Source organism: Chryseobacterium aurantiacum, assembly GCF_003020585.1.
Classification (GTDB): domain Bacteria; phylum Bacteroidota; class Bacteroidia; order Flavobacteriales; family Weeksellaceae; genus Chryseobacterium; species Chryseobacterium aurantiacum.
In genome coordinates, this window is sequence record NZ_PXUE01000002.1 from 1025661 (window position 1) to 1051012 (window position 25352).

The 25352-nt window shown below is 36.5% G+C and carries 23 protein-coding genes and 1 riboswitch; of the genes, 16 read left to right on the top strand and 7 right to left on the bottom strand.

Features of this window, described 5'->3' with window-relative positions; all coding sequences use genetic code 11:
• From ilvD to folP, 3 genes are all read right to left on the bottom strand, one after another.
• A complete protein-coding gene (ilvD, locus tag C7D53_RS10965; RefSeq protein ID WP_106916520.1) occupies positions 1–1677 on the bottom strand; it encodes a dihydroxy-acid dehydratase in 1677 nt (558 codons plus the stop codon).
• Positions 1678–1888: 211 nt separating this feature from the next.
• Positions 1889–2761, bottom strand: coding sequence for a branched-chain-amino-acid transaminase (gene ilvE, locus C7D53_RS10970; RefSeq protein WP_106916521.1), 873 nt, complete (start codon positions 2759–2761; stop codon positions 1889–1891).
• A 366-nt stretch (positions 2762–3127) separates the two neighbouring features.
• Complete coding sequence (gene folP / locus C7D53_RS10975; RefSeq protein WP_162926148.1) at positions 3128–3994, bottom strand: dihydropteroate synthase; 867 nt, start codon at positions 3992–3994, stop codon at positions 3128–3130.
• Between the two features lie 231 nt (positions 3995–4225).
• Between folP and C7D53_RS10980 the strand changes: the two genes are divergently transcribed.
• From C7D53_RS10980 to tpiA, 5 genes are all read left to right on the top strand, one after another.
• Positions 4226–4792, top strand: coding sequence for a DUF1599 domain-containing protein (locus C7D53_RS10980; RefSeq protein WP_106916522.1), 567 nt, complete (start codon positions 4226–4228; stop codon positions 4790–4792).
• Between the two features lie 2 nt (positions 4793–4794).
• Complete coding sequence (locus C7D53_RS10985) at positions 4795–5904, top strand: BT_3928 family protein (protein WP_106916523.1); 1110 nt, start codon at positions 4795–4797, stop codon at positions 5902–5904.
• A gap of 56 nt (positions 5905–5960) precedes the next feature.
• Entirely contained in the window at positions 5961–6311 is a 351-nt protein-coding gene (locus tag C7D53_RS10990; RefSeq protein ID WP_076353736.1) for a hypothetical protein, read from the top strand.
• Between the two features lie 25 nt (positions 6312–6336).
• A complete protein-coding gene (locus tag C7D53_RS10995) occupies positions 6337–8463 on the top strand; it encodes a S9 family peptidase (RefSeq protein WP_106916524.1) in 2127 nt (708 codons plus the stop codon).
• A gap of 76 nt (positions 8464–8539) precedes the next feature.
• Positions 8540–9298, top strand: a complete 759-nt coding sequence (tpiA, locus tag C7D53_RS11000; RefSeq protein WP_106916525.1) for a triose-phosphate isomerase — start codon at positions 8540–8542, stop codon at positions 9296–9298.
• A gap of 99 nt (positions 9299–9397) precedes the next feature.
• On the opposite strand, the gene C7D53_RS11005 is transcribed toward tpiA, so the two are convergent.
• A complete protein-coding gene (locus C7D53_RS11005) occupies positions 9398–10663 on the bottom strand; it encodes an esterase-like activity of phytase family protein (protein ID WP_106916526.1) in 1266 nt (421 codons plus the stop codon).
• Positions 10664–10920: 257 nt separating this feature from the next.
• Positions 10921–11114, top strand: a riboswitch (cobalamin riboswitch).
• Between the two features lie 70 nt (positions 11115–11184).
• On the opposite strand from C7D53_RS11005, the gene C7D53_RS11010 reads away from it, so the two are divergent.
• Positions 11185–12303 (top strand): T9SS type A sorting domain-containing protein, encoded by a 1119-nt coding sequence (locus tag C7D53_RS11010; RefSeq protein WP_106916527.1) that lies wholly within the window; start codon positions 11185–11187, stop codon positions 12301–12303.
• A gap of 102 nt (positions 12304–12405) precedes the next feature.
• Here C7D53_RS11010 and clpP read toward each other — a convergent pair whose 3' ends face one another.
• The gene (clpP, locus tag C7D53_RS11015) at positions 12406–13092 is read right to left on the bottom strand and encodes an ATP-dependent Clp endopeptidase proteolytic subunit ClpP (RefSeq protein WP_034726592.1); all 687 of its coding nucleotides are present in this window, start codon (positions 13090–13092) and stop codon (positions 12406–12408) included.
• A gap of 109 nt (positions 13093–13201) precedes the next feature.
• Positions 13202–15190: a DNA primase gene (gene dnaG / locus C7D53_RS11020; RefSeq protein WP_106916528.1), complete on the bottom strand. Its 1989-nt coding sequence runs from the start codon at positions 15188–15190 to the stop codon at positions 13202–13204.
• A 97-nt stretch (positions 15191–15287) separates the two neighbouring features.
• Here dnaG and tsaE point away from each other — a divergent pair, with 97 nt between their 5' ends.
• The 8 genes from tsaE (at position 15288) to C7D53_RS11060 (ending at position 22475) form a co-directional block, all read left to right on the top strand.
• On the top strand, positions 15288–15695 hold the full coding sequence (tsaE, locus tag C7D53_RS11025) for a tRNA (adenosine(37)-N6)-threonylcarbamoyltransferase complex ATPase subunit type 1 TsaE (RefSeq protein ID WP_106916529.1): 408 nt from the start codon (positions 15288–15290) through the stop codon (positions 15693–15695).
• Positions 15696–15764: 69 nt separating this feature from the next.
• A complete protein-coding gene (locus tag C7D53_RS11030) occupies positions 15765–16955 on the top strand; it encodes an alanine dehydrogenase (protein WP_076353720.1) in 1191 nt (396 codons plus the stop codon).
• Positions 16956–17327: a DUF4258 domain-containing protein gene (locus C7D53_RS11035; RefSeq protein WP_106916530.1), complete on the top strand. Its 372-nt coding sequence runs from the start codon at positions 16956–16958 to the stop codon at positions 17325–17327. It abuts the gene before it with no gap.
• A 20-nt stretch (positions 17328–17347) separates the two neighbouring features.
• The gene (locus C7D53_RS11040; RefSeq protein WP_106916531.1) at positions 17348–18121 is read left to right on the top strand and encodes a histidine kinase; all 774 of its coding nucleotides are present in this window, start codon (positions 17348–17350) and stop codon (positions 18119–18121) included.
• On the top strand, positions 18096–18806 hold the full coding sequence (locus tag C7D53_RS11045) for a LytR/AlgR family response regulator transcription factor (protein ID WP_106916532.1): 711 nt from the start codon (positions 18096–18098) through the stop codon (positions 18804–18806). The genes C7D53_RS11040 and C7D53_RS11045 overlap by 26 nt, the downstream gene beginning before the upstream one ends.
• Positions 18807–19048: 242 nt before the next feature.
• Positions 19049–21328 (top strand): cation:proton antiporter, encoded by a 2280-nt coding sequence (locus tag C7D53_RS11050; RefSeq protein WP_228422289.1) that lies wholly within the window; start codon positions 19049–19051, stop codon positions 21326–21328.
• A gap of 95 nt (positions 21329–21423) precedes the next feature.
• Entirely contained in the window at positions 21424–21912 is a 489-nt protein-coding gene (locus C7D53_RS11055; protein WP_106916533.1) for a hypothetical protein, read from the top strand.
• 26 nt (positions 21913–21938) lie between these two features.
• Complete coding sequence (locus C7D53_RS11060; RefSeq protein WP_106916534.1) at positions 21939–22475, top strand: hypothetical protein; 537 nt, start codon at positions 21939–21941, stop codon at positions 22473–22475.
• A gap of 107 nt (positions 22476–22582) precedes the next feature.
• On the opposite strand, the gene C7D53_RS11065 is transcribed toward C7D53_RS11060, so the two are convergent.
• Complete coding sequence (locus tag C7D53_RS11065) at positions 22583–23236, bottom strand: hypothetical protein (protein ID WP_106916535.1); 654 nt, start codon at positions 23234–23236, stop codon at positions 22583–22585.
• A gap of 238 nt (positions 23237–23474) precedes the next feature.
• On the opposite strand from C7D53_RS11065, the gene C7D53_RS11070 reads away from it, so the two are divergent.
• Both C7D53_RS11070 and C7D53_RS11075 read left to right on the top strand, forming a co-directional pair.
• Positions 23475–24500, top strand: a complete 1026-nt coding sequence (locus C7D53_RS11070; protein ID WP_106916536.1) for a LysM peptidoglycan-binding domain-containing protein — start codon at positions 23475–23477, stop codon at positions 24498–24500.
• A gap of 1 nt (position 24501) precedes the next feature.
• The gene (locus C7D53_RS11075) at positions 24502–25350 is read left to right on the top strand and encodes a DUF4280 and LysM peptidoglycan-binding domain-containing protein (protein ID WP_106916537.1); all 849 of its coding nucleotides are present in this window, start codon (positions 24502–24504) and stop codon (positions 25348–25350) included.
• Positions 25351–25352 lie beyond the last annotated feature (2 nt).

A 25352-nucleotide genomic window follows, 5' to 3' on the forward strand; every position in this document is an offset into this window, starting at 1 on the left:
TTAAATTTCATCCGTTACACAGCCCTCGGCGGCAGATGATACTGTTAATGCATATTTATAAAGCAACCCTTTCTTTACCTTGAGAGTAGGTTTTTGCCAGCCTTGTTTCCTTTTTTCAATTTCTTCATCCGAAACTTTAAGCTGTATTGTATTATTTACGGCATCTATTTCAATGAGGTCGTCATCTTTTACAAATGCAATCAGGCCACCTTCATGAGCTTCGGGAGTAATATGTCCTACTACAAAACCATGAGTTCCTCCACTGAATCTGCCATCTGTAATTAAGGCAACACTACTTCCCAGTCCCACACCAATCAAGGCACTGGTAGGTTTCAGCATTTCCGGCATACCAGGTGCTCCTCTGGGACCTTCATAGCGGATAACAATCACATCTCCATGTTGTACTGTTCCGTCTTCAATCCCTCTTATGAGATTCTTTTCTCCATCAAATACGCGGGCTTTTCCTACAAACCGTTCTCCTTCTTTTCCTGTTATCTTGGCAACACTTCCTTTTTCTGCAAGGTTTCCATACAATATTCTCAGATGTCCTGTCGGTTTTATCGGGTTTGATAATGGTTTTATAATTTTCTGTGTATTAAAATCCAGTGTCGGAATATTTTCCAGATTTTCAGCTAATGTTTTTCCTGTAACCGTTAAACAGTCACCATGCAGTAGTCCCTCTTCCAACAGATATTTCATTACAGCCGGTGTCCCTCCGTGATCATGTAAGTCCTGCATCAGATATTTACCACTTGGCTTAAGGTCTGCCAATACCGGAGTACAATCGCTCATTTTTTGAAAATCATCTTGTGTAATAGATACTCCTACGCTTTTTGCCATTGCTATAAAATGCAGAACCGCATTGGTACTTCCTCCCAAAATAACAATCAGACGAAGCGCATTTTCAAAGGCTTTTCTGGTCATAATATCTGAGGGCTTGATATCTTTTTCCAATAGTATTTTCAGATACTCTCCTGCTTGCAGACATTCATTTTGTTTTTCTTTGCTTAAAGCCGGATTGGAAGATGAGTACGGAAGGCTCATTCCTAACGCTTCTATTGCTGAAGCCATGGTATTGGCTGTATACATTCCACCACATGCTCCTGCTCCCGGACAGGAATTTTTAACAACTCCATCAAAATCCTCTTCAGAGATTTCACCTGCAATTTTTTTACCTAAGGCCTCAAAGGCTGAAACGATATTCAATGCTTCACCTTTGTAGCATCCCGGGGCAATAGTTCCGCCATATACCATAAGGGATGGTCTGTTCAATCTTCCCATCGCGATAATGGTTCCCGGCATATTTTTGTCGCAACCCGGCAAAGCAATCAGTCCGTCATAATACTGTGCACCGCAAATTGCCTCAATACTGTCTGCAATAACATCGCGGCTTACCAGAGAGTAGCGCATACCATCTGTACCATTACTCATCCCATCACTCACCCCAATTGTATTAAAGATCAAGCCTGCCAATCCTGTATCCCATGTTCCTTTTTTTACAATTCGGGCCAAGTCATTTAGGTGCATATTGCAGGTATTTCCATCATATCCCATACTGGCAATCCCGATCTGAGCCTTGTGCATATCTTCTTCTGTAAAGCCTATTCCGTAAAGCATTGCCTTTGCAGCAGGCTGTTCGCTGTTTTGTGTGAATGTTTTTGAATATTTATTTAACATATTATCCTACTTTTCCTATTCTATTCATCTCTTAACGTGATATCCAAAGGTTCATTTTTTGGAAGTCAGAAATGAGGTTTTTACTTAATTTTGGTCCAAAACTACAGCTTGTAATATTTTCCCATCTTCATTTTTTTTGAAAACTACAATACTCAATTGTTTAAAAACCAAATACAACATATTGATAATCAAATTATTAAAATCATCATATTTACAACGACAGAACTCTCACCAATTTTAAATAGGCTTGTTGTACTTTTTGACTTGCGGTATCTTCCCAGTTCTTTGCAAAGGGAATATCATCAAGAGAATCCAATGCAACAATTTCAGCAGCTGTGCCACAGAAAAAAGCAGCATCAGCACCTCTCATTTCCTCAGGTTTAAAAAAGGTCTCCTTAACGGGGATATTAAGTTCTTTGCATATTTCAAAAACAGTCTGTCGGGTTATCCCCGGAAGGATACTTCCTTTTGCGGGTGTAAATAGCATCCCCTCTTTTTCATAAAAAACATTGGCGCCAGAACTTTCTGCAACATTTCCGTTTTCATCCAATACCAAAGCTTCATCATATCCTTTGTCCTTGGCGTCCTGACAAGCAAGAATAGAGTTCACATAATGTCCCCCCACCTTGGCTTCTACTTTAAATGCCTTAGGATTCGGACGCTGAAAACCCGAAGTCATGATCTTCATTTTATCTGCCAGATAACCATTGTTCCATTCCCAAGCCAGCAGGGATAAATAAGATTCTTTCCCTTTTGAAAGTGACATATTGGGAGAACAGGTAACCAGCGGACGGATATAAGCGTCAGTAAAGCCATTCAGTTCTAAAAGTTCGTAGGTAAGTTCTGTAAGCTGCTCTGCCGAATAATTGAAAGGAATATGCATCAGTTCTGCTGATCTTTTTAATCTTTCATAATGTTCTTTTGCTTTAAAAATCCTTGTACCTTGGGCAGTACTGTAAGATTTGATTCCTTCAAAAACAGAATATCCGTAGTGAAGAGATTGTCCGTAAAGATCCATACCGGCCTCTTTTGCTTTCATAAAATTTCCATCAAAATAGATGACCGTGTCGTTGTTGTAATACATGTTATAGGGGTTAAAAATTAACAAAAGGGAATAAAAAAAGCCCTCTCACAGTGTGAGAGGGCTAAAATATATGTACAGTCATACATCTTCCATCTCACAGACGCAAGGGAATAATAATGACGATAATAATTACTGCGAATAACTGATACATATTCTTGACTATAAAAAAATTAAAATAAAAAAAGCCGCTTCAACAATGAAACGGCTTGTATGATTTAAAGAAAAATATATTCTAAAATGCCGTTTCCTGACTGTTGTAAATGACAACAGCTGCAATAGAAATGACAATAATATTTTTCTGATTCGTAAAATTCATACTGCAAATGTATAAACTTTTTAATTACTCGCAAGTTTTTTTGAAACTTTTTATTTTTTCTTTAAAAATTGATCGAGAGTTTTCTTTGCTTCAGCTACATCATGAACTCTCAGAATTTTTGCTCCCTGTTCTAAAACTTTCATGTGAAGCTTTTGTGTTTCCTCATTGATATCAAGAGGAGATTTCCCAAGAGGTTTATAGATAAATGATTTTCTTGAAATTCCTATCAACAAAGGAAATTTCCCAAAACCAAGAAAGTCTACTTCATGAATCATCTTCATCTGATCTTCTACTGTTTTTCCGAAGCCAAAACCGGGATCAAGAATAATGTCATTTACTCCTTTCTGTAAAAGTTCATTGGTTTTTTCGGAAAAATATAGGTTTACTTCCAGCGTTATATCTTCAAACTTAATTTTATCGTGCATCGTTTGGTAGGAAGGGTTAACGTGCATCAAAATGTAAGGAAGTTTCGTTTCTGCGACTGTATCAAACATGCTTGCATCATACTGACCGCCTGAAATATCATTGATGATATCAATCCCTTCATTAAATCCAAATTTTACGGTTTCAGCATAAAAGGTGTCCAGAGAAACCAGCGTTTCGGGGAATTCTTTTTTTATTTGGGAGATGATATTCCCCATTCTGTTAATTTCCTCTTCACTGCTCAGAAATTCGGCATTTGGACGGGTAGACTGAGGTCCGATATCAAGAATTTCAGCACCGTCTTTTACTAACTTTTCAGCATGCTTCAATGCCTGTTTCTCATCATTAAATTTTCCTCCATCAGAGAAAGAATCCGGAGTAAGATTAAGGATTCCCATCATCTTTGGAACATCAAGTTGTACCAACTTTCCATTGCAGTTAATGGAATGGATTTGGGCATCGGAATATTTACATTTTTGAACATTTGAAAACATGAGAATTGATGAATGATTTTTATATTCTGCAAAATTAGTGATTGTGGTTGTATCTGGGGGAAATTGGATGTCAGAAATGTAAAATATTTCATTATCAATCCTCTTTTCATGATGCCATTCCCTTTTTCCATTCTATAGTTCTAAAACTCACTGCTAAAACCCTTAAACTCTCTTTCTAAAAATTCTGCTACCTAAAACCTAATTCGTATATTTGGAAGATTAAGAAAATTTATGCTAAAAACATCAGTACAGTTCGAGAAAATTATCAGTCAGTGTCGTGATCTTTTCGGTAAAAAGTTACAGGATTACGGAGCAGCCTGGAGGGTTTTGAGACCGAGTTCCATTACGGATCAGATTTATATAAAAGTCAACAGAATCCGTACGCTGCAAATGACCGATGTAAAAATGGTGGATGAAAGTGAAGAAGATGAATTTATCGCGATTGTCAACTACTCTATCATTGGGCTTATACAGCTTGAAAAAGGGCTTTCCAATGATTTTAATGAAAATAAGGAAGAAATTTTAGGTCTTTATGACCAATATGCCGGTGAAGCGAAAGCTTTAATGGAAAGAAAAAATCATGACTACGGTGAGGCGTGGAGAGACATGAGAATCTCCTCGATCACAGATCTTATTTATCAGAAAGTACTAAGAACCAAACAGATTGAGGACAACCAGGGAAAAACCATCGTTTCTGAGGGGCTGGATGCCAATTACTTCGATATGCTGAACTATGCTGTTTTCTGTCTGATTAAGTTTTCTGAACAACACAACTCATTCGAACCCAAAACTATTTAATTATGATCAAAGGTTTATTACGCTTTATTATTGCTGTTATTTTTATCCTTTCAGGCTTTGTAAAAGCTGTGGATTTGGTAGGATTTTCCTTTAAAATGGAGGAATATTTCTCACCCGCGGTCTTCAATATGCCGTTTTTTGAAAAATTTGCTTTGCTATTTTCAATTATCGTGGTTGTACTGGAGCTTTCTCTGGGGTTTATGTTACTGATAAAATTAAAGCTTAAATTTACCTTATCAGCCTTAATAGCACTTTGTGTGTTCTTTGGTTTTCTTACTTTTTATTCTGCTTACTTCAATGTTGTAACAGATTGCGGATGTTTTGGAGATGCCATTAAGTTTACGCCTTGGCAAAGCTTTCTGAAAGATGTTGTGCTTCTGGTAGGGCTTATTCTTCTGTTTTTACTGTACAGAAAAGACTTCTGCAAAAAGGATGAATATGGCAGTACGAAAAAAGAATCTACAGGCAAATTCAAATACTATATTCTGGGAGCATTTTCCTTAGTAATGATCTACATTATGGCACAGGGAATCATGCATGAACCGATGATTGATTTCCGTGATTATAAAATAGGAACAGATATAAAAGGTGAGAAAGAGAAAATCAATAAAAATCCATCTGAATACAAGACTTATTATTCTCTTAAAAATCAAAAGACAGGAGAAGTTTTAAAGGTAAATCAGGATGATTATATCAAGGAAACAAAATACTGGGCAGAGGGTTCTCCGTGGAAAATTGAGGAGGGTAAGAATGAATCTGTTCTGGTAAAGGAAGGCTATAAATCTGAGATTGTGAAATTCAAGATTGAAGACCCTACCGGAATGGAACTTACTGAGGAGATCATTAAAGCTCCAAAGGCTATTCTAGTGTTTTCTTATCTTCCAAAAGAAGTTTCTGCTGATCTTCTTCAAAAAGTGGAAGCTAAGGTAAATGCTCAAAAAGGAGCACTTATCTATGGGGTTTCAACTTATCAGAATACCTTTAAAACTATTAAAAATACAATGATGGACGGAACTGCCATCAAAACAATCGCAAGAAGTAATCCTTTTGTATTGGTCCTTGAAAACGGAAAAATTGTAGACAAACAGCCTGCAAAGGACTATGTTCAATAACAAATGATTGCTATCTAATTTAAACACTCAACTTCAACATTAAATTTCAACAACACATGCAAAAATCAAATAAATCTATCGCAGGTTACCACTTATTAATGATCCTTTCATCTGTAGACGGAGAATTTGCTCCGGAGGAAGGAATGCTTGTACAGCAATATCTGGCTGATGAGTTTCCTTTCAGAATGAACCTTGACAATGAGCTTGACACTCTTGCTCTTTTACAACCTGAAGAATGGAAAGATCACTTTGAATTCCACGGAAGATGTTTTCTTGATGATTCTACCGAGGATGAGCGTGTAAAGTTTGCTCAGTTTGCAAAGTCATTAATAAAAGCAGACAATAAGGTTACCGAAGAAGAACATACATTCTACATTCTTCTGAAAAACCTTTGGGGACTATCATAAATAAAGATCCAAAATCAAAATAATCATGAAAAAAATTTATCTAGGATTATTAGTAATGAGTGCATCAACATTTCAATCTCAAAAATTTCCGGACATGAAAGCTCCTGTTGCAGAAAAGCAGGAACATATTAGAGAAATTCACGGTGATAAGGTAAATGATCCTTATTACTGGATGATCGATTATTTTAAAAAAGGAAAAGACTCTACCAAGGTCGTTGATTATTTAAAAGCTGAAAATACCTATTGGACAGGCATGATGAAAGATACAGAACCTTTCAGAGAAAAGCTTTTCCAGGAAATGAAGGGAAAAATCAAGGAGAAAGATGAGTCTGTACCTGTTTTCAGAAATGGTTATTATTATTATACCCGTACAGAAACAGGAAAACAATACTTCAAGTATTGCAGAAAGAAAGCATCCCTTAGTGCCCCTGAGGAAATTCTGCTAGATGTAGATCAGCTGGCGGAAGGACATCCTTATTATTCGGCTTCTGGTTTCAGTATCAGCCCGGATAATATGAAAATGATTTATGGAGTGGATGATGTTTCAAGAAGACAATATAAATTATTTTTAAAGGATCTATCCACCGGAAAAATCACTGATCTTGGTATTAAAAATACAACAGGATCAGCCATATGGGCCAATGATAATAAAACCATCTTTTATACCTCCAAAAATCCTGAAACTCTTTTAACAGAAAAAATTTACAGACATACATTGGGAACAGATGCTTCCAAGGATGTTATGGTATATGAAGAAAAGGATAAAACTAACTATATTGGGGCAGAAAAATCCAAGAATCAGAAGTTTATCATGATCTATTCTCAGGCAACAACGTCTTCTGAGATCCAATATATGGATGCCAATGATCCTAACGGAACTTTTAAGGTATTCCAACCAAGAATAAAGGATGTTTTGTATGACGTAACTGCGCTGGAAGATAAATTTTTAATTACTACCAATAAGGATGCTCTCAATTTTAAAGTGGTAGAAACACCTTTAAACAAGACAGCTGTTGAAAACTGGAAAGACTTTATTCCTCACAGAAAAGAGGTTCTGATGCAGGGAATTTCTGAGTTTAAGAATTATCTAGTTTTCAGTGAAAGACAAAACGGACTTTCGCAGTTGGTGATCTATGACAGAAAAACAGGCAAAAAAGAATTCTTGAAATTTGAGGAAGCAACTTACACTGTTTCTCCATCAGGAAACCCAGAATACAATACAGATAATTTCCGTTTTGGTTATACTTCTATGATTACTCCAAGTTCTCAGTTTGAACAGGACTTGAAGACCGGAAAGAGAACTTTATTGAAACAACAGGAAGTTCTGGGAGGTTACAATAAAGAGAATTATACTACCGAAAGGCTTTTTGCCACAGCAAAAGACGGAACCAGGATCCCTATCTCCATTGTGTATAAGAAAGGATTTAAAAGAGACGGAAACAGCCCACTTCTACTATACGCTTACGGTTCCTATGGAAATTCTATGGATGCAGGCTTCAGCAGTACAAGACTGAGCCTTTTGGACAGAGGTTTTGCTTTTGCAATTGCCCACATTCGCGGAGGTCAGGAAATGGGAAGACAATGGTATGAAGACGGAAAAATGATGAAAAAGAAAAACACATTTACCGACTTTATCGATTGTGGAGAATACTTAGTTAAGGAAAAATATACTTCTCCAAAGCATTTGTATGCTCAGGGAGGAAGTGCAGGAGGTCTATTAATGGGAGCTGTAGCCAATATGAGTCCTAATCTTTGGAATGGGGTGATTTCACAGGTACCATTCGTGGATGTAATTAATACAATGCTTGACACAAGTATTCCTTTAACAACGAATGAATATGACGAATGGGGTAATCCTAACAATAAGGAAGCCTATTTATATATGAAATCCTACTCTCCATATGAAAATATAGAGAAGAAAAACTATCCTAATTTATTGGTAACAACGGGGCTTCATGACTCACAGGTACAGTATTTTGAGCCTGCTAAATGGGTAGCAAAGCTTAGAGATATGAAAACTGATAAAAACGTATTATTATTAAAAACAGATATGGATTATGGCCATGGTGGGGCTTCCGGAAGATTTGATTACCTGAAAGATATTGCCTTGGTGTATGCTTTCATGTTTAAATTGGAAGGAATTAATAAATAATAAGTCTCGCAGATTGGTTTGATCTAGCAGATGATTAGAATAAAAATTAAAAAGTAAATAAATCAATATTAATTTTATGAGAAGAAAAATAGTTGCAGGAAACTGGAAAATGAACAAAAATGTAATTGATGCACAACAATTGATGATTCAGTTACTAAGCTATAAAAACAACAACGCAACCAACTGTGAGGTTTGGATCGCTCCCCCTTCTTTATATTTAATGATGGCAAAAGACATCTTTAAAAAGGATGAAGTAGGAGTATTCTCTCAAGATATGAGCGAGCATGAAAGCGGAGCTTACACAGGTGAGATTTCTGCAGATATGCTGGAATCTATTGAAGCAAACGGATCTTTGATCGGTCACTCTGAAAGAAGACAATACCACGGTGAGACAGATTCTCACTGCAACAGAAAAGTAAAATTAGCTTTAGATAAAGGTCTTACTCCAATCTATTGTAACGGTGAAACGCTTGAACAAAGAAAGGCAGGACAACACTTTGAAGTGGTTAAAAACCAAACTGAAGTCGCTCTTTTCACTCTTTCTGCTGATGAAATCAAAAAAGTAGTCATTGCTTACGAACCAGTTTGGGCTATCGGAACAGGAGAAACAGCAACACCTGAGCAGGCACAGGAAATTCATGCACATATCAGAAGCATCATTGCAGCTAAATATGGTCAGGAAGTAGCAGATGAGGTTTCTATCCTTTACGGAGGTTCTGTGAAGCCGGATAATGCTAAGGAAATCTTCTCTCAGCCGGATATTGACGGAGGTCTGATTGGAGGTGCAGCTTTGAAATTAGAAGATTTCTCTAAGATTATTGAGGGTTTTAATTAATAATAAAAGACTAATATTTGGGGGTTATAGCTCACTTTTATTGATCTAAAATAAAAAACGGCGGAATAAATTCCGCCGTTTTCCTTTAAAAAAATCTAATTATTGAATATCGACTACATACATAGTTCCTTTATCTACCTTTCCTGTTTTAGGAAGGATCTTTGCCTTGGGGTTTCCGCTTCCGTCATCCACCACTCCAAAATCATCATCATTGAAAACAGCCAGTTTATTGTTTCCCAAATAAACAATGCCCTCAAATTTATCATGTTCATATCCTAGTTTTGCCACCAGGTCTACGGCTAGTTTCTTAGTAACAGGTTTGATTCCTGCGGTAGTAAGTTCATCCCAGCTACATTGCTCCAAAGCCTTTCCATTTACTTTCATTCCGTCTACAGCAGCCAGGTCAGTCCCGCTTACATCGGTTGCGCTGCTTAAGTTGATTCTGTATACTTTTTTAATTCCGCCCTGTGTTCCGAAGTTTCCGTCTCTCTCGATGACAAGAAACTCATTATTGCCTAGTGCTGTGATATCGCACACTGAATCAGAAGCACCCCCATCCTGTCTGTACAGATATTGCTTGGTTTGCCCTGTAGTAATATCAAAAGTTACTATTCTGGTTAAAGTAGTATTGGTTGCCAGTACCTTTGTTGGTACCAGCATCATAGATTGTATCGTTCCTACCAATGTTCTTCCATCCGGAGTCATACAAAGACCTTCCATACCTCTATTGGCTCTTCTTTTAGCCAATACTGCCGGTAGTTTTCTTGTTCCTGTATTTACTCCAATAGGACTTATTCTTTCCATTTCTACTCCTTCTGCACTATAATGAACGATATGTGGACCATACTCATCAGATACCCAAAATGTACCATCCGGTGCAGCAACAATACTTTCACTATCCAGACCATAATTATCTGTACCCAGAACATTTCCTGCAGCATCATAAGCCACCTCCCCTGTACTTCCCATTCCTACCGGGTTTGGAAGTCCGGTAATAGGCTGTCCTGATGGATTTTTAAGCTTGATATACTTGATGACCTCTATATTTCCTTCAGCATTAATTTTAAAATGCATGATGGTTGGGGTAAAATTGGGTGTCAAAAACTTCTTACCATTCAGATAATCTGTATTGGGGCCGCGATCTGTAATCACGTAAAATTCCCCTTTTCTGCTGGGATGAGCCGCAGCACCAGAACCAAAGCCTCCATTTATTACATCTACCCCATTGATAGTCGCCATCTTAGAAAAAGGAAATTCCTGAGGAAGCTTAGAGAAATTAACGTCCTGATTATTCACATTGTCATCATCTTTATTACACGATAATAACGCAGTCATTACCATAGCTGATAATAGTAGTTTTTTCATATTAACTTTTATGGCGCGAAAGTATAAATTGATTGTAAACTGATCTTGAATGCAATAACAATTGTGTTTTAACAATGAAACCCCAGAATGAATTCAATATAAACAGTAAAAAGCTGCCGTTTGATCAAAAAATCAAAATATAAATTAAAATATAATATCAACTAATGAAACCTAAAGCAGCAAAACTTATATAACCATCAAAAAACAGACAATTTCGTACATAATTCACAAAATGCCTCTCAAAATTAATATGATATATTTGCAGTGTTTTTTAAGGCTGAACATTGTTCATTAATAGGGAATTAAGTGAGAATATTATTCAATTCTTGAGCTGTACCCGCAACTGTAAGCTGTTTCACCTATAGCATTATCATACCACTGGATCAAAAAATCCGGGAAGGTTAGCTATAAGGATGCGAGCCAGGAGACCTGCCTTGAATACATTTTTCATTTCAGAACTAAGAAACTGATTCTTTTTTCTGCAATAAGTTTCGGGAATAAAACTTTAATTTAATTATATTATGAGAAAAATCTATCTTTTTTTCTTGCTGCTTTGTATGCAGTTTTTCTTTGCCCAATTTACAGAAAACGACATTAAGTTTTGGGTAGGAACAGGTTCTAAAAAGGCTTATTTCATTGCCGATTTTAATGACAACAATACTCCAGCCTCTTATGCCTGGGGGTATCGTTTTGACGCTGATAACTTAATGGCAGAAGACATGATCAATGCCATTATATCGGCAGAACCTAAAATGCAGGCTGATATTCTTTCAGGATATCTATTCAGCTTCTCCTACAACCACCATGCTCCCGGAACCGATGATTCCTGGATTCCCTGGTTCGGACCAAGTGCAGAAAATATGTCTAATGAAAATAATGGTGTGGGTTATGTTCATTTAACAGATGGATTGTGGTTTGGAATCACCTATGGTACTGACAATGCTCAAATTGACACTCCACCATCCACTCCTGTCCCTGCCTACAGCTCCCAATGGTTTAGCTCTTCTCAAATCACCAACTGGATTGGAACAGGAAGCAACAAAAGCCTTGTGGTGATAGACTTTGGAACGGATAATCCCAATGGCAATGCCAATTCTTTTGTTTTTGGAATTAAATACAACGGAAGTATAACTGCTGAACAGGCGCTACAGCTTATTCAGTCTCAGGCTTCTTATTTCAATTTTGCTACCGGTAACAATCAAATTTCTAATCTATCATTAAATACTTTCACAGGAAACGCTTCAGCAACAGAAAACTGGAAATTATATGTGGGAAAAGATCTTTCAAGCTGGCAGAAAAAATCAAATCTTAGTCAGATACAATTGAGTAATAACAGCTGGTTAGGATTAGGTTTTGGGGAAAGAAGACCATTTATTCCTACAGAAGCCAATAATGCAACACTGGGAGTTTCTTCTGTACAGAAAAATAAATTCAGCGTTTACCCTAATCCGACAAGTGATTTTATTCATATTAAAACCTCAGAAAACATCAAAGAAGTGAATATTTATTCTGCTGTGGGACAAAAGGTTATGAGTTCCCAAGGAGTAAAAATTAATGTAAAATCCTTAAACGCAGGAGTTTATTGGGTAGAAATTAAGACATCCAGCAGTTCTACGATACACAAGATGATTAAGGAATAAGAAATATTGAGATCCTTAAATGAACTTTATATACACAAGGTTTATAATAACAAAAAAACGTACCTCTTCAGGTACGTTTTTTTATGATTTTTTTTAAATCAATTATTTTTTCTCTGTAGATCTTTGAAGAACCTCATCTACCATTCCGTAGCCTTTTGCTTCTTCGGAAGTCATCCAGTAATCTCTGTCAGAAGATTTTTCAACCCACTCATAAGTTTGTCCAGAATGGTGTCCGATAATCTCATAAAGCTCTTGCTTTAATTTCAACATCTCTCTTAAGTTGATCTCCATATCAGAAGCAACCCCTTGTGCACCTCCTGAAGGCTGGTGAATCATTACTCTTGAGTGCTTCAAAGCAGAACGTTTTCCTTTTTCACCTGCAACCAATAATACAGCTCCCATTGAAGCCGCCATACCTGTACAGATTGTGGCTACGTCTGGCTTAATGATCTGCATAGTGTCATAAATTCCTAAACCTGCATAAACGCTACCACCAGGAGAGTTGATGTAGATCTGAATATCTTTGGATGGATCAGCACTTTCTAAGAATAAAAGCTGTGCTGTAACGATGTTCGCTACCTGATCATCAATCCCTGTTCCCAGGAAGATAATTCTGTCCATCATCAAACGGGAGAAAACGTCCATCTGAGCCACGTTTAATCTTCTTTCCTCCATGATGTATGGTGTAAGATTCGTTGGGCCATACATACCCATATACTGATCGGTAACTAAACCGTTGTTTCCTAAATGCTTTACAGAGAAATCTCTGAAATCTTTTTTAATGTCCATATTTCTATTATGTATTATTTTAATATTCTCGAAGTTTAAATTACAATATTTATTCCTAAAATTTTATAGGACTTTTTGTCACAGAATTCTGAAAATTATTGTCTTTAAACTATCTTTTTCTATTCCCGTAAATACCTTTAATGGGTGAGTATTCGATAATATTACTTAATCGTATTGAAGCCTGTTTCAGCAAGGTAATCTTTTTAATCAGTTCATAATACTTCGCTTCATCCGTACTGCTGTGTTCATCCAGTTCCTTGGCTGTCTCGGTGATTAAATAATCAATATATCTGTATTTATGCAATAAAACATCTCCTTGGATCTGATCTGCCACTTTATCTCCGTAATTGGGTGGATAAATATTTCTGGAAGCCCAATTTTCTAGTTCATCCAAAGGCAGTAAGGCATCCACTACCTTTGTAGTAATTTCTTCATCCATAAAAGATACAAAAAAGTTCCCACTTCTGAGTTCCTCTTTCTGAATACCCTCTCTTACCTGATTAATAATGATTTCATTTTCTTTGACTAAAAATGTATACTGCTCCTCTTCAAAATGATGCAGAATTTCCTCAATAACGGTAATCTGATATTCTTCATTTTGTTCATTCTTCCTCTTCAATACAATATCCCCAAACATCAGCATATGATCTACCAGCTTATTCTCCATAAACAAGACATCAAACAGAAAAGGGTCTTCTTTTTCCTTATCCAACGGAACAATTTCCATTTTTGGAGTGGCAGCCTTTTCTTTTTGCTGCTGCTGAACATGATGCGTTTGGTTCTGGGTAATTTGCTTCTGAACATCCAGCTCATTGAAAAGACTCTGCTCAGAAAGACCAAACTTATTGGAAACCTCCTTAAGATACACTTCCCTTTTCAGGGCATTCTGTACAAAGGAAACAGATTTTACAATATCACGAATAGCCTCCGCTTTTTTAATAGGATCACTTCCTACGTCCCTTAGCAGAATTTCCGCCTTAAAGTCGATGAAATCCATCGCTTCATTTTCAATGTATTTTTCAACATATTCCTGCGGATGTTTTCTGGCAAAGGAATCCGGGTCATCACCATCGGGGAATAACAATACACGGATATTCATACCCTCAGTCAGCAACATATCAATGCTTCGGAAACTGGCTTTAATACCGGCATTATCTCCGTCAAAAAGGATCGTTACATTTTCTGTAAGCCTTTTGATCAACTTAATTTGCTCCGTAGTCAGAGAGGTTCCGGAACTTGCTACAACGTTCTCTATTCCGGACATATGAAGAGAAATCACATCCATATACCCTTCCACCAAAAGACAGCCATTCTTTCTCGAAATCGCCTGCTTACTTTGGTTTAATCCATAAAGAACATTGGACTTATGATAAATCTCTGTTTCCGGTGAGTTGAGATACTTTGCCGTTTTAACATTGTTCTTCAGAATCCTGGCTCCAAATCCTAAAACTCTTCCAGAAAAACTATGAATAGGGAAAATAACCCTTTCTCTGAAACGGTCTACTCCTGAAGGCGTATTCTCAGGAAAAATGGAAAGCCCCGATTTTTCAAGAATTTCTTTATTGTAGCCTTTTTCCAACGCATAAGTTGTAAAGGCATTCTTTTTTTCTGGGGAATATCCAAGCTGGAACTTCTTGATGATATCATCCTTAAGCTCTCTTTCCTTAAAGTAGGCAAGCCCTATGCTTCGTCCCTCTTCATCATCCCAAAGAATCTCCTGAAAATAGGTATTAGCAACCTCATGGATCTTATACAGCAAATCCTTTTCCGTCTGTGCATGCTTGGCTTCCTCAGAAATTTCACGAAGATCTTCTTCAATTTCGATTCCATATTTCTTGGCTGCATGGCGAAGTGCCTCAGGATAAGTAAAGTTTTCAATTTCCATCAGGAAAGAGATGGCTGTACCTCCTTTTCCGGTAGAGAAATCCTTCCAGATCTGCTTACTTGGTGAAACAACAAAACTTGGAGACTTTTCTTCATGAAAAGGGCTAAGTCCCTTAAAGTTAGACCCTGCTCTTTTCAACTGCACATATTCACCCACAATCTCTTCTACTCGGATTGTGGAGAATATCTTATCAATGGTCTGCTTAGAAATCATGGTACAAAAATACACATAAAAAAAAACCTTACAATTATATAAACGTACTTATATATTTCGAGGATTTTTATGATTATTTTTGCAAACAAATTAGCATATGCAGTTCACTATCCAAACAATTGAAGACTGGCAGGAAATTGTTGACACCATCATTCCTGAATTAAAACATAATATCCTTTTATTAAAGGGGAATCTGGGAGCAGGAAAGACCACTTTCACGCAGTTTTTACTTAAAAAACTGGGAAGTCAGGATGAAGTTAACTCTCCTACTTATTCTATTGTTAATGAATACAGCACCTCCAAAGGAAAAGTGTATCATTTTGATCTTTATCGTCTAAAAAACATTGAAGAAGTTTATGATATTGGGATTGAAGAATATCTTGACAACTCTTTTCTATGCATTATTGAATGGCCTGAAGTATACGAAGATGAGCTTTACGGGCTCAACTACCACACAATGAGTATTCTGAATACGGGTGAAAGCAGAGAAATTTCATTCGATTAAATATTATGTATCTTTGCTTATTAATTAAGTGTAAAAAAAACAATCTGTAAGACATAATTTAATTTAAGGATGAGCACAAACATTTTTACTCCTTTCACAGAAGAAGAATTGATGCCGAAAGAGGAAAAATTGGAGGTTATAAAGAAAGGAAAACAGTTCAGTATTGGAATTCCTAAGGAAACTTGTCTCAACGAAAGGAGAACCTGCATTACTCCAGACGCTGTACAGGTATTGGTAGAACACGGCCATGAGATCATCGTAGAATCGGGGGCCGGACAAGGTTCATTTTTTACAGATTTACAATATTCCGAATCGGGGGCAAAGATCACCAATGATCCTAAGGAAGCATTTGGACAGGATCTGATCTTAAAGATTAACCCTCCTACTGAGGATGAAATTGATTTTATGAAACCTAATACCTATTTGGTTTCAGCCCTTCAAATTAATCTTAGGGATAAAGAATATTTCCTTAAGCTTGCAGAGAAAAAAATAAATGCAATCGCCTTTGAATTTATCGTTGATGAATATAAGCAGCTTGCATTGGTAAGATTAATCGGTGAAATTGCAGGAACCGTTTCTGTTTTATACGCATCAGAATTACTAGCCCTTTCCAACGGTTTAATGCTTGGCGGAATTACAGGAGTAAGACCTGCTGAAGTAGTAATCTTGGGAGCAGGGATTGTAGGGGAATTTGCCACCAAGGCAGCCATTGGTTTAGGAGCCAGTATCAAGGTTTTCGACAACTCATTGTCAAAGCTAAGAAGACTTCACACAATGGTTGACAGCCGCGTTCCTACTTCCATTATTGATCCTAAAGAGCTTAGTAAAAGCCTAAGACGTGCAGATGTAGTGATTGGGGCTCTTCCAAGATTGAACATGACCCCTATCGTAACTGAAGATATGGTGATGAAGATGAAAAAAGGCAGCGTCATTATCGATATTACTATAGACAACGGTAAGGTGATTGAAACATCAGAATTAACCACCATGGAAGATCCTTATATTATTAAACACGGTGTTATCCACTGCGGGCTTCCAAACCTTACATCAAGAATGCCTAGAACCACAACAAAGGCTATTTCTAATTTCTTCCTTTCCTATATTTTAAATTATGATGAAGAAGGCGGCTTTGAAAATATGCTAATCCGCAAAAATGAAATGAAACAGAGCTTATATATGTACAAAGGAAGACATACTAAAAAGATCATCTGTGACCGTTTCGGACTTACGTACCACGATATCAATCTTTTAATTTTCTAAATGAAAAAACTTAAATTTTATGCAATAGGCTTCATTCCGGGGCTAGTTATCGTATTTTTTATTTTAAACAAGAAAGGAGCAAGCTGCAGCGGGTATCTACCCAACAGCCGTGTGATTGCAGAAACCCTTTCAAAGGAATTCAAATATTCTGAAGAGGCTAAAATGGCTATGACTACCTACAAGATTGATGAAAAATTTGTAAAGGATAGCATCATTACCAACGGGAAAGTAGATTTTGACAAAAGTAATGCGCAAAAAAAACCATGCCCTGGCTATCTTTTGACCTATCCTGAAAAAAATCCGACCTACGAGATTTCTTTTGACAAATGTGAGGAAACTGTAACCGTAAACAACCTTAAGAAGCTTAAATAAGTTCCAATAATCCCAACGATATGGAAGGCAATTACTACATGATTCATGATTATCTGATATTCATCGGAGTTTTTGCCATTTTCCTTTTTCTGACAACAAGCATTTATCTTTTCAGTCAAAATCAAAAACTGAAACAGAAGAATAGTAAACTGTCTGAGACCAATAAGATTATTGAACAACGCCTTAATGAAGTTCGCTTAGAGCATATCGGAACAAAGCTGAACCCACATTTGTTTAAAAACATTCTTAACTCTGTTCAGTCACATGCCTACCAGACCTATATGTCTCTGGATAAACTGGCCAATGTTCTGGATTACATTCTATATGAAAGCAACAACAAGTATGTAAGCCCGAAAGAGGAGCTAAACTTCGCTTTAAGCCTTATTGAAATTAATAAAATCAAGATCAATCCTCTTTTTGATTTTAGAATCAAATCAAGGGTCAATAAGTCTGATTCCATCTATGAAGAAAAAGTCTTTGCCCCATTAATTTCTGTTGACCTTATTGAAAATGCCTTCAAACACACAGATTTTCTCGCTCAGGATTCTTTTATTTCAATTTATCTGGAACTTGAAAACAGTATTTTCACTATGAAAGTGAGTAATAAAGCTTCATTAAAAAATATCCTGGAAAAAGAAAAAAGCGGCTTTGGAAGTCAGTCTTTAGACCAAAGACTCAAAATGATCTATAGCACCTACTATCAGCTGGAAAGAAGTTCAAAAAACGGTATCTTCACTGCAGAATTAAAAATCAATTTAGGAGAATTCTATGATAAAATGCGTTATTCTGGATGATGAATTATTAGCGATCAGCTATCTAAAGCTTCTGTGCGAACAAATTGATGATGTAGAAGTCATCAAAGCTTTCAATGATCCTAAAATATTTCTAAAAGAAATTAATTCTCTTGATTGTAATCTTTGTATATTGGATATCGAAATGCCCGGAATGACGGGACTTCAGGTTGCAGAACTCATCTCAGGTTCCAAAAAAATAATCTTTACCACCGCTTACAAAGAATATGCAGCTGAGGCATTTGACCTTAATGTAGTAGACTACGTAAGAAAGCCTATCAAAAAAGAACGCTTGGTACAGGCTTTTGAAAAAGCCAAGGAACAAATGAACACTGTTCAGAAGAAAACCTTTATTGAGTGGAATACCAATATTGGTAAAACAGTTATTTTAACAGAGCAGATTGCCTATATTAAGACATCAGAAATCGACAGCCGGGATAAGGATATTATCCTCAATGACGGAACCACTATTGTTTTAAAGAACCTTAATTTTAAAAACCTTCTGGAAATGCTTCCTGCCAAGGATTTTGCACAGGTTAATAAAAAAGAGATCGTTGCACTGGCTTCTATCAAAGTATTTTCAACCAACGAAATCATTACTACAATTCCTACGGAAGATCACAATTTTCTGAAGCTTCAGATTGGAGAAGCTTATAAAAATGCTCTCTTGGAATTGTATATAAAATAGCTTCCTTAACTCTTATCAATAAGTATACTTTTTACCTGCATACATCTTAAATTTCTCATTCACTTGTTTCAAAACAAAAGAATATTATTAGAAATATGTTTTATGAAGTGCAACAGATATTAAATATTACTTTTCAGTCCTTATATTTTTATTACATTTTTTGCAACATTCATTACATTTAAAAAATAAGGTATTTTAATCTCAAAATATTCTTATCAACTTTGCATCAAAATATAGGAATCATGAATTTGGGGAAATACAGAAATTTAATTTTCTACATCACGACCATAGCTGTCTTTTCATGTTTGATGTACTATTTCATCATTGAAGGACAGACTTTGGAAGTAAAGGAAAACATTGTTGCTAAGACCAGCAGTGGATCTACCTGGGACAATTTCCAGGAATCATTTAAAACAAATCTACACCACCCACTCGCATTATTATTGGCCCAAATTGTTACCATTATCCTTACAGCAAGGCTTTTTGGCTGGATCTGTATGAAAATAAGACAACCCAGCGTAATTGGAGAAATGATAGCCGGTATTATTCTGGGGCCTTCACTTCTAGGGATGTATTTCCCTGAGTTTTCTGCGTTTCTTTTCCCAAAAGAATCATTAGGAAATCTACAGTTTCTGAGCCAGATAGGTCTTATCCTCTTTATGTATATTGTAGGTATGGAGCTTGATCTGAGCGTTCTAAGAAAAAAAGCACATGATGCCGTTGTCATCAGCCATGCCAGCATCATTATCCCATTTGCACTGGGAATTGGGCTATCCTACTTTATTTATCAGGAATTTTCGCCGGATGGCATTCAGTTTACTTCTTTTGCCTTATTTATAGCGATTTCTATGAGTATTACGGCCTTTCCGGTATTGGCAAGGATTGTACAGGAAAGAAATCTTCAGAAAACAAAACTTGGAACTATCGTTATTACCTGTGCGGCGGCAGATGATATTACCGCATGGTGTATTCTGGCTGCAGTAATTGCTATTGTAAAGGCAGGTTCTTTTACAAGTTCAATCTATGTGATTATCATGGCCATTGCCTATGTTCTTTTAATGATTAAAATTGTAAGACCGTTCCTAAAAAGAATCGGGGATCTTCAGGCAGGGAAAAATACGATCAACAAACCCATGGTTGCCATTTTCTTTCTTACCCTGATCTTATCATCATATGTGACAGAGGTTATTGGTATTCATGCTTTATTCGGAGCGTTTATGGCAGGAGCTATTATGCCGGAAAATGCAAAATTCCGTACCCTGTTTATCGATAAGGTGGAGGATGTAGCCTTGGTACTTCTTCTTCCGTTGTTCTTTGTTTTCACAGGACTTCGTACCCAAATTGGTCTATTGAATGACAGTCATTTGTGGATGACAGCCGGGTTTATCATTTTAACCGCAGTTGTCGGAAAGTTTGCAGGAAGTGCACTCACCGCCAGGTTCGTAGGAATAAACTGGAAAGAAAGCTTAACAATTGGAGCTTTGATGAATACCAGAGGATTAATGGAACTTATCGTTCTAAATATAGGTTATGACCTCGGAGTATTAGGCCCAGAAATATTTGCAATGCTTGTTATTATGGCCTTGTTTACTACTTTTATGACAGGTCCGGCATTAGATTTTATTAATTTTATTTTTAAATCAAAAAAGGATGAAGATGAAACCATTCCGGAAAATGACTCCAAATACCGGGTATTACTATCCTTTGACAAGCCTGAATCCGGAAGTACTCTTCTAAGGCTTGCCCACGATTTTACAAATAAAATGAATGGCAATAAAAGCATTACGGCAATGAATATTGCTCCGGTGGATGAAATGCATGCCTATGACATTGATGAATATGAAGAATCTCAGTTCCAAAATGTTATTGAGACCTCTCACGAACTTAATCTGGAGGTCGCTACCCTTTTTAAGGCCTCAACTGATATAGAAAATGATCTCACCAGCATCACCAATAAAGGACATTATGACCTTCTTCTCATTATGCTTGGAAAATCAATGTATGAAGGAAGTTTACTGGGAAGACTTCTTGGTTTCACCACTAAGATCATTAACCCGGAAAAGCTTTTGAATACGGTAAAAGGGAAAGGAAATATCTTCAACAACTCTCCTTTTGACGATTTTACACTGCAAATTCTAGATAAGGCAAATATTCCTGTAGGCGTTTTGGTGGAAAAAGATTTCACAGCCGCAGATAAGGTATTTGTCCCAATCTTCAATCTAAGTGACTTTTACCTTCTTGAGTATGCCAAAAGACTGATTAACAATAATAATTCTCAAATCATTATTCTTGATGCCGCTGGCCAGATCCGTAATAATATTGAGGTAAAAGAACTCATCAGAAGTATTGAACAGGTTGCTCCTAATCATATCACCCTGTACAATGAGAAAAAAATTGAAAAGGAATTCCTAAGCTCACAGAACTTAATGTTAATCAGCAGCAAAAGCTGGAAAAATCTGATTGATACTAAAAGTCTTTGGTTGTCTGATATTCCGTCAACATTAATTATTTCAAATCCATAACACACGATATTTCTATTTCTACATGAGGCTGTAAATATTATTCGTTGTCTGTAAAGAAAAAACGGGTATATTTATAGCTTCATTTTTTTTTTGATATGCTGATTAACAGTAAAGATGGCACTCTACAACTGGAGGCCTTTGCTACACAGCTGTATAAAGGAATGCTGCTCGACCAGCTTCAGCAGACTGAGTTTTATAAGAAAAAATATCATCATATGTGGGATGTAAAAACCGGATATGTTTGGTATTATTTTGACAAAATGGAAGTAAGAGGATATCAATTCTGTCTTAATCTCTGTTTTTTGGAAGATCAGCTGCACAGCATCCATATGAATACCTGGAAAAGCACTGATGCCAAAGATTGGAATGATTGGAATGAATGGACAGAACAGAAAGAAATGCAGGTCTTCCGCCGAAACAATACCTTTCTGGAAATGATTCTGGAAGTATCTCCAACAAAGAAGAAAACACCTTATCCAAGTTGTACATTCCAATTTCCTTGGGGAGATATCTGGTCCGTATATGATCCGAGAAGTGCCAGCAGCCTGATGGGAATCAGCTATAATGAAGAGGAAAATAACTAGTAACCACAAAAACAAAATAGTATACTATGTGCCGATATGCCATGATGGTTTACAAAGCTCATTATGCCTGTTTCAACTGCCAGAAAACATTTAAACGACGTGTTTTATACGACGTGGACAAAAGTAAACAAACCTCTGTAGAGGCTAAATGCCCCGAATGTGGAAACCTAATGGCCAATATGGGACTGGATTTTGAATCTCCTGCAAAAAACGATCACAAGCAATGGGCACACATCCGAAATCTTTATACAGTAGGAATCACCTTTCATTCCTGCGGATGTTCCGGCCCTGGATATATTCCTCAGGACCGAAAAGCCATAATTGCTTACCTTGAAAAAATACGTTCAGAATATATGCATGCTCTGGTATTCTGGAGATACCGCATAGAGCCTGAGAATAAAAGGGAACGCGAAGTTGAATATCAAAAAAACGGATCTCAGCTATGGGTCGTTAGCCGTAATGCTTTTAAAGAAACGGTAACGAACCAGGAGGGAATTAATTACTGGATCAATAAGATCAAGGAGATTGAAGAGCGGCTTACCACGATCCGTGAAAATAAATAATCTCTTTTTTTCAATGTAGTAATGTAGTGGTTTACCAACAATTGTTACATTGTTACATTGTTACATTGTTACATTGTTACATTGTTACATTGTTACATTATATAAGGCTATTTCTCTTGTGATAATTTCAAAAGTCTCTTAAAATCTTCTTTTATACTTTTTTCTTCTTCAGTCACGTAATCTCTACTGAACGGAGCGCCACAATCCTGACTATTTACAATATGGATAAGGCTTCCTTTTTCAAAATAATTTCTGGTCTCCACAATCTCTGATTTTTCAAAATCGAAAGCTTCAGTATCATTGTTTTCTTTCATCTCCTTTACATTATAGAAAAGCGGTCGGTTGTACTTGTAGTCTTTTTCAAAAACAAAGGATAACTTTCCGTTAAGCAGATAATATTCTATCAAAACCTGTCCCATTTCCCCATAATGTCTGGCCATAATTTTTTCCAGACGTTGATTTTTGTAATAATAGGCTGCTTCTCCCCTTTCAGCCGATTCTCCCTCAATATTTTGTTTTTTAATGGAAGTCCAATTTGTTATAGAATTGATCCTTTTAAAATTGGATTGAATAGGCTTCAATCGGTCTTTCAGGTATTCATTGGTATCCGTATCCTTTTCATTGTAACTTTCTCTAATCCTTATTGTATCTCCCAACCTCTCAACAGAAAGATCTGAAAACTTAGGATCATTAATTCCCGCATATCCAAGACTAACAGCCATTAATAGAATAAAAAGTCCGTGAAAATATTTATTTTTCATATCATTTGGTTTGTGTGAAGTTAAAAACTATAACCGATTTTATGATTTTTATGGTTAGAATAATAAGAAACCCTCTTACTATGGTTTCATATTCTATTTCTGCAAAATTAATAAATCTTCCTATTTAAAAATCCGTGGAAATCACTTGTCGTAGTTTTACTACAATTTTTAAAATTTAACCTTAAAAATTAATTTCAAGTATAGTTTTTTAATAGCTTTATCCTATAATTCACTTTCGATGGAAATTGGTTTTTTAGAATATAAAGTTCGCAACGGGGATACACTGAAATCCATAGCTTCACGGTTGGGCATGACCGGAGAGGAACTAAAGCTGTTCCATAATACCCATTGTAAAAAACTGGATACCATTTGGTTTGAAAACCTAAACGAGGTTAGAAGTATTTTCGTTCCCTTAGATTTTAAAACAGAAAAACAAAAGGATGAGGAAAGGAAAACTAAGCTTCCATTATCTCAATTATCAGAATCTTTTTTCGCAAAAACTTATACTATTTCAGAATCCATTGAAGGTCCATTTGAGTCATCTGTAAACATCGATTATACCATAGAACTTAACGTTCATAAAGACAGGAATAAAAACCTTTACATTTTGGCCTATAGTCAAAAGAACTTCAAATCGAACGGAAATCCTCCGGATGATAAAATGGGAGGCCTTTCCATAGCTTGTATGAAAAGCATTATGCCTATTGAATTTATCTTGAATGACTTTGGTAAAATCATTGGCTTTGCAGATCATAAAAAGATCGTTAAAAACTTTACAGATCAGCGTAAAGAGATTGAAGATTTCTATATTGGGGAAGTTTCTCAAAAGTATATGGATTTATTTGAAAGGAACATTGCAGATGAAACCTTTTTTCTACAGCAATTCCAAAGTACCCTACTCTTTCAAACACTATTTCCCAAAATGGACTGGTTTCACAAGAAAGCAAGCCGGAAGGAATCATTTTACTTTTTGCAAAACTCCTTTCCGGTACAATGTAATATGATTATGGAACAGAAAGATGAAGATCATGATCTTGTCTCAACAGTTCTAAAAGGCCAGGTTATGGAGCCATGCAGTTCACAGGAGATCATGAGAGGAATTAGGCTTCAAGAGCTACCCTCAGAAACAGCCTCAGGAGATATTATATTAGAATACACCACTCATAATAAAAATAAAAATCTGCTTCAGGTCAAAAGCTCTGTATACTTACACCATGAAGAAGAATTGATTCATCAACACAAAATCACTATAACACAAGGATAATATGAAAAATTATGTCATACAACAGGGCGATACATTCAGTTCGCTGGCCCGGCAGTTTAAGCTGAAAAATGAAGCAACGCTAAAGACCTATCACAATCTTCACTGCTCAGAGGAAGACCTTATGCAAGAGCCTATTCCTGGAAAAAAAATTATTATTCCGGAAGACCCTCAATTAATGAGTGAAGAAACAGAGTCTCAAAATACAGACGATCTTTCTAATCAGGAAGAGGAAAGTTCTTCAGACAGTACAATTCAGGATGAAGAATCTTCTGCACAAACTCAGAATGATGATCAAGCATCTGATAAAACTGAGGAGAAAGAAGAAAATAAAGATAAACAGGAAAGCAGCAGCAGCTCCAGTCCTCATGATGGAAAATATTTTATTGTACAAAAAGGAACTGTACAATGCAATCAGGGATTCAAATTCCCAAAATTCAAGGTAACCAGTCAGAAAAAGCATTATTGGAATAATGCTGAGGGCCAAGCTGATTATCTTGCTGTAACAGAAGAAGATCTGCAATTTGATCCACCTGCACAACCTTTTGGACAATGTAAACTTAAGCCAACCTCGGGAGGTTATTTGCCATGTGCTTATGCTGCCGCAGGAAAATGGCAGAAATCTTACGAAAAGGTAAAGATCACCGGTAAAAGCTGCCTTACAGAAATTTCTGAACTCATGTGCAGTACAGGAGGAACAATCACCATACTTAAACACGGACAGCAAAGCGAAGTGGGTAAAAATCAAGCAGCAAACGCTAATACCCAGGAACAGCAAGTCTATAATCCAGTTGTAGATTTTGGTGAATTTAAGGAAGATATAAAAGAATCGAATGAACTTTATTACAGCTAGAT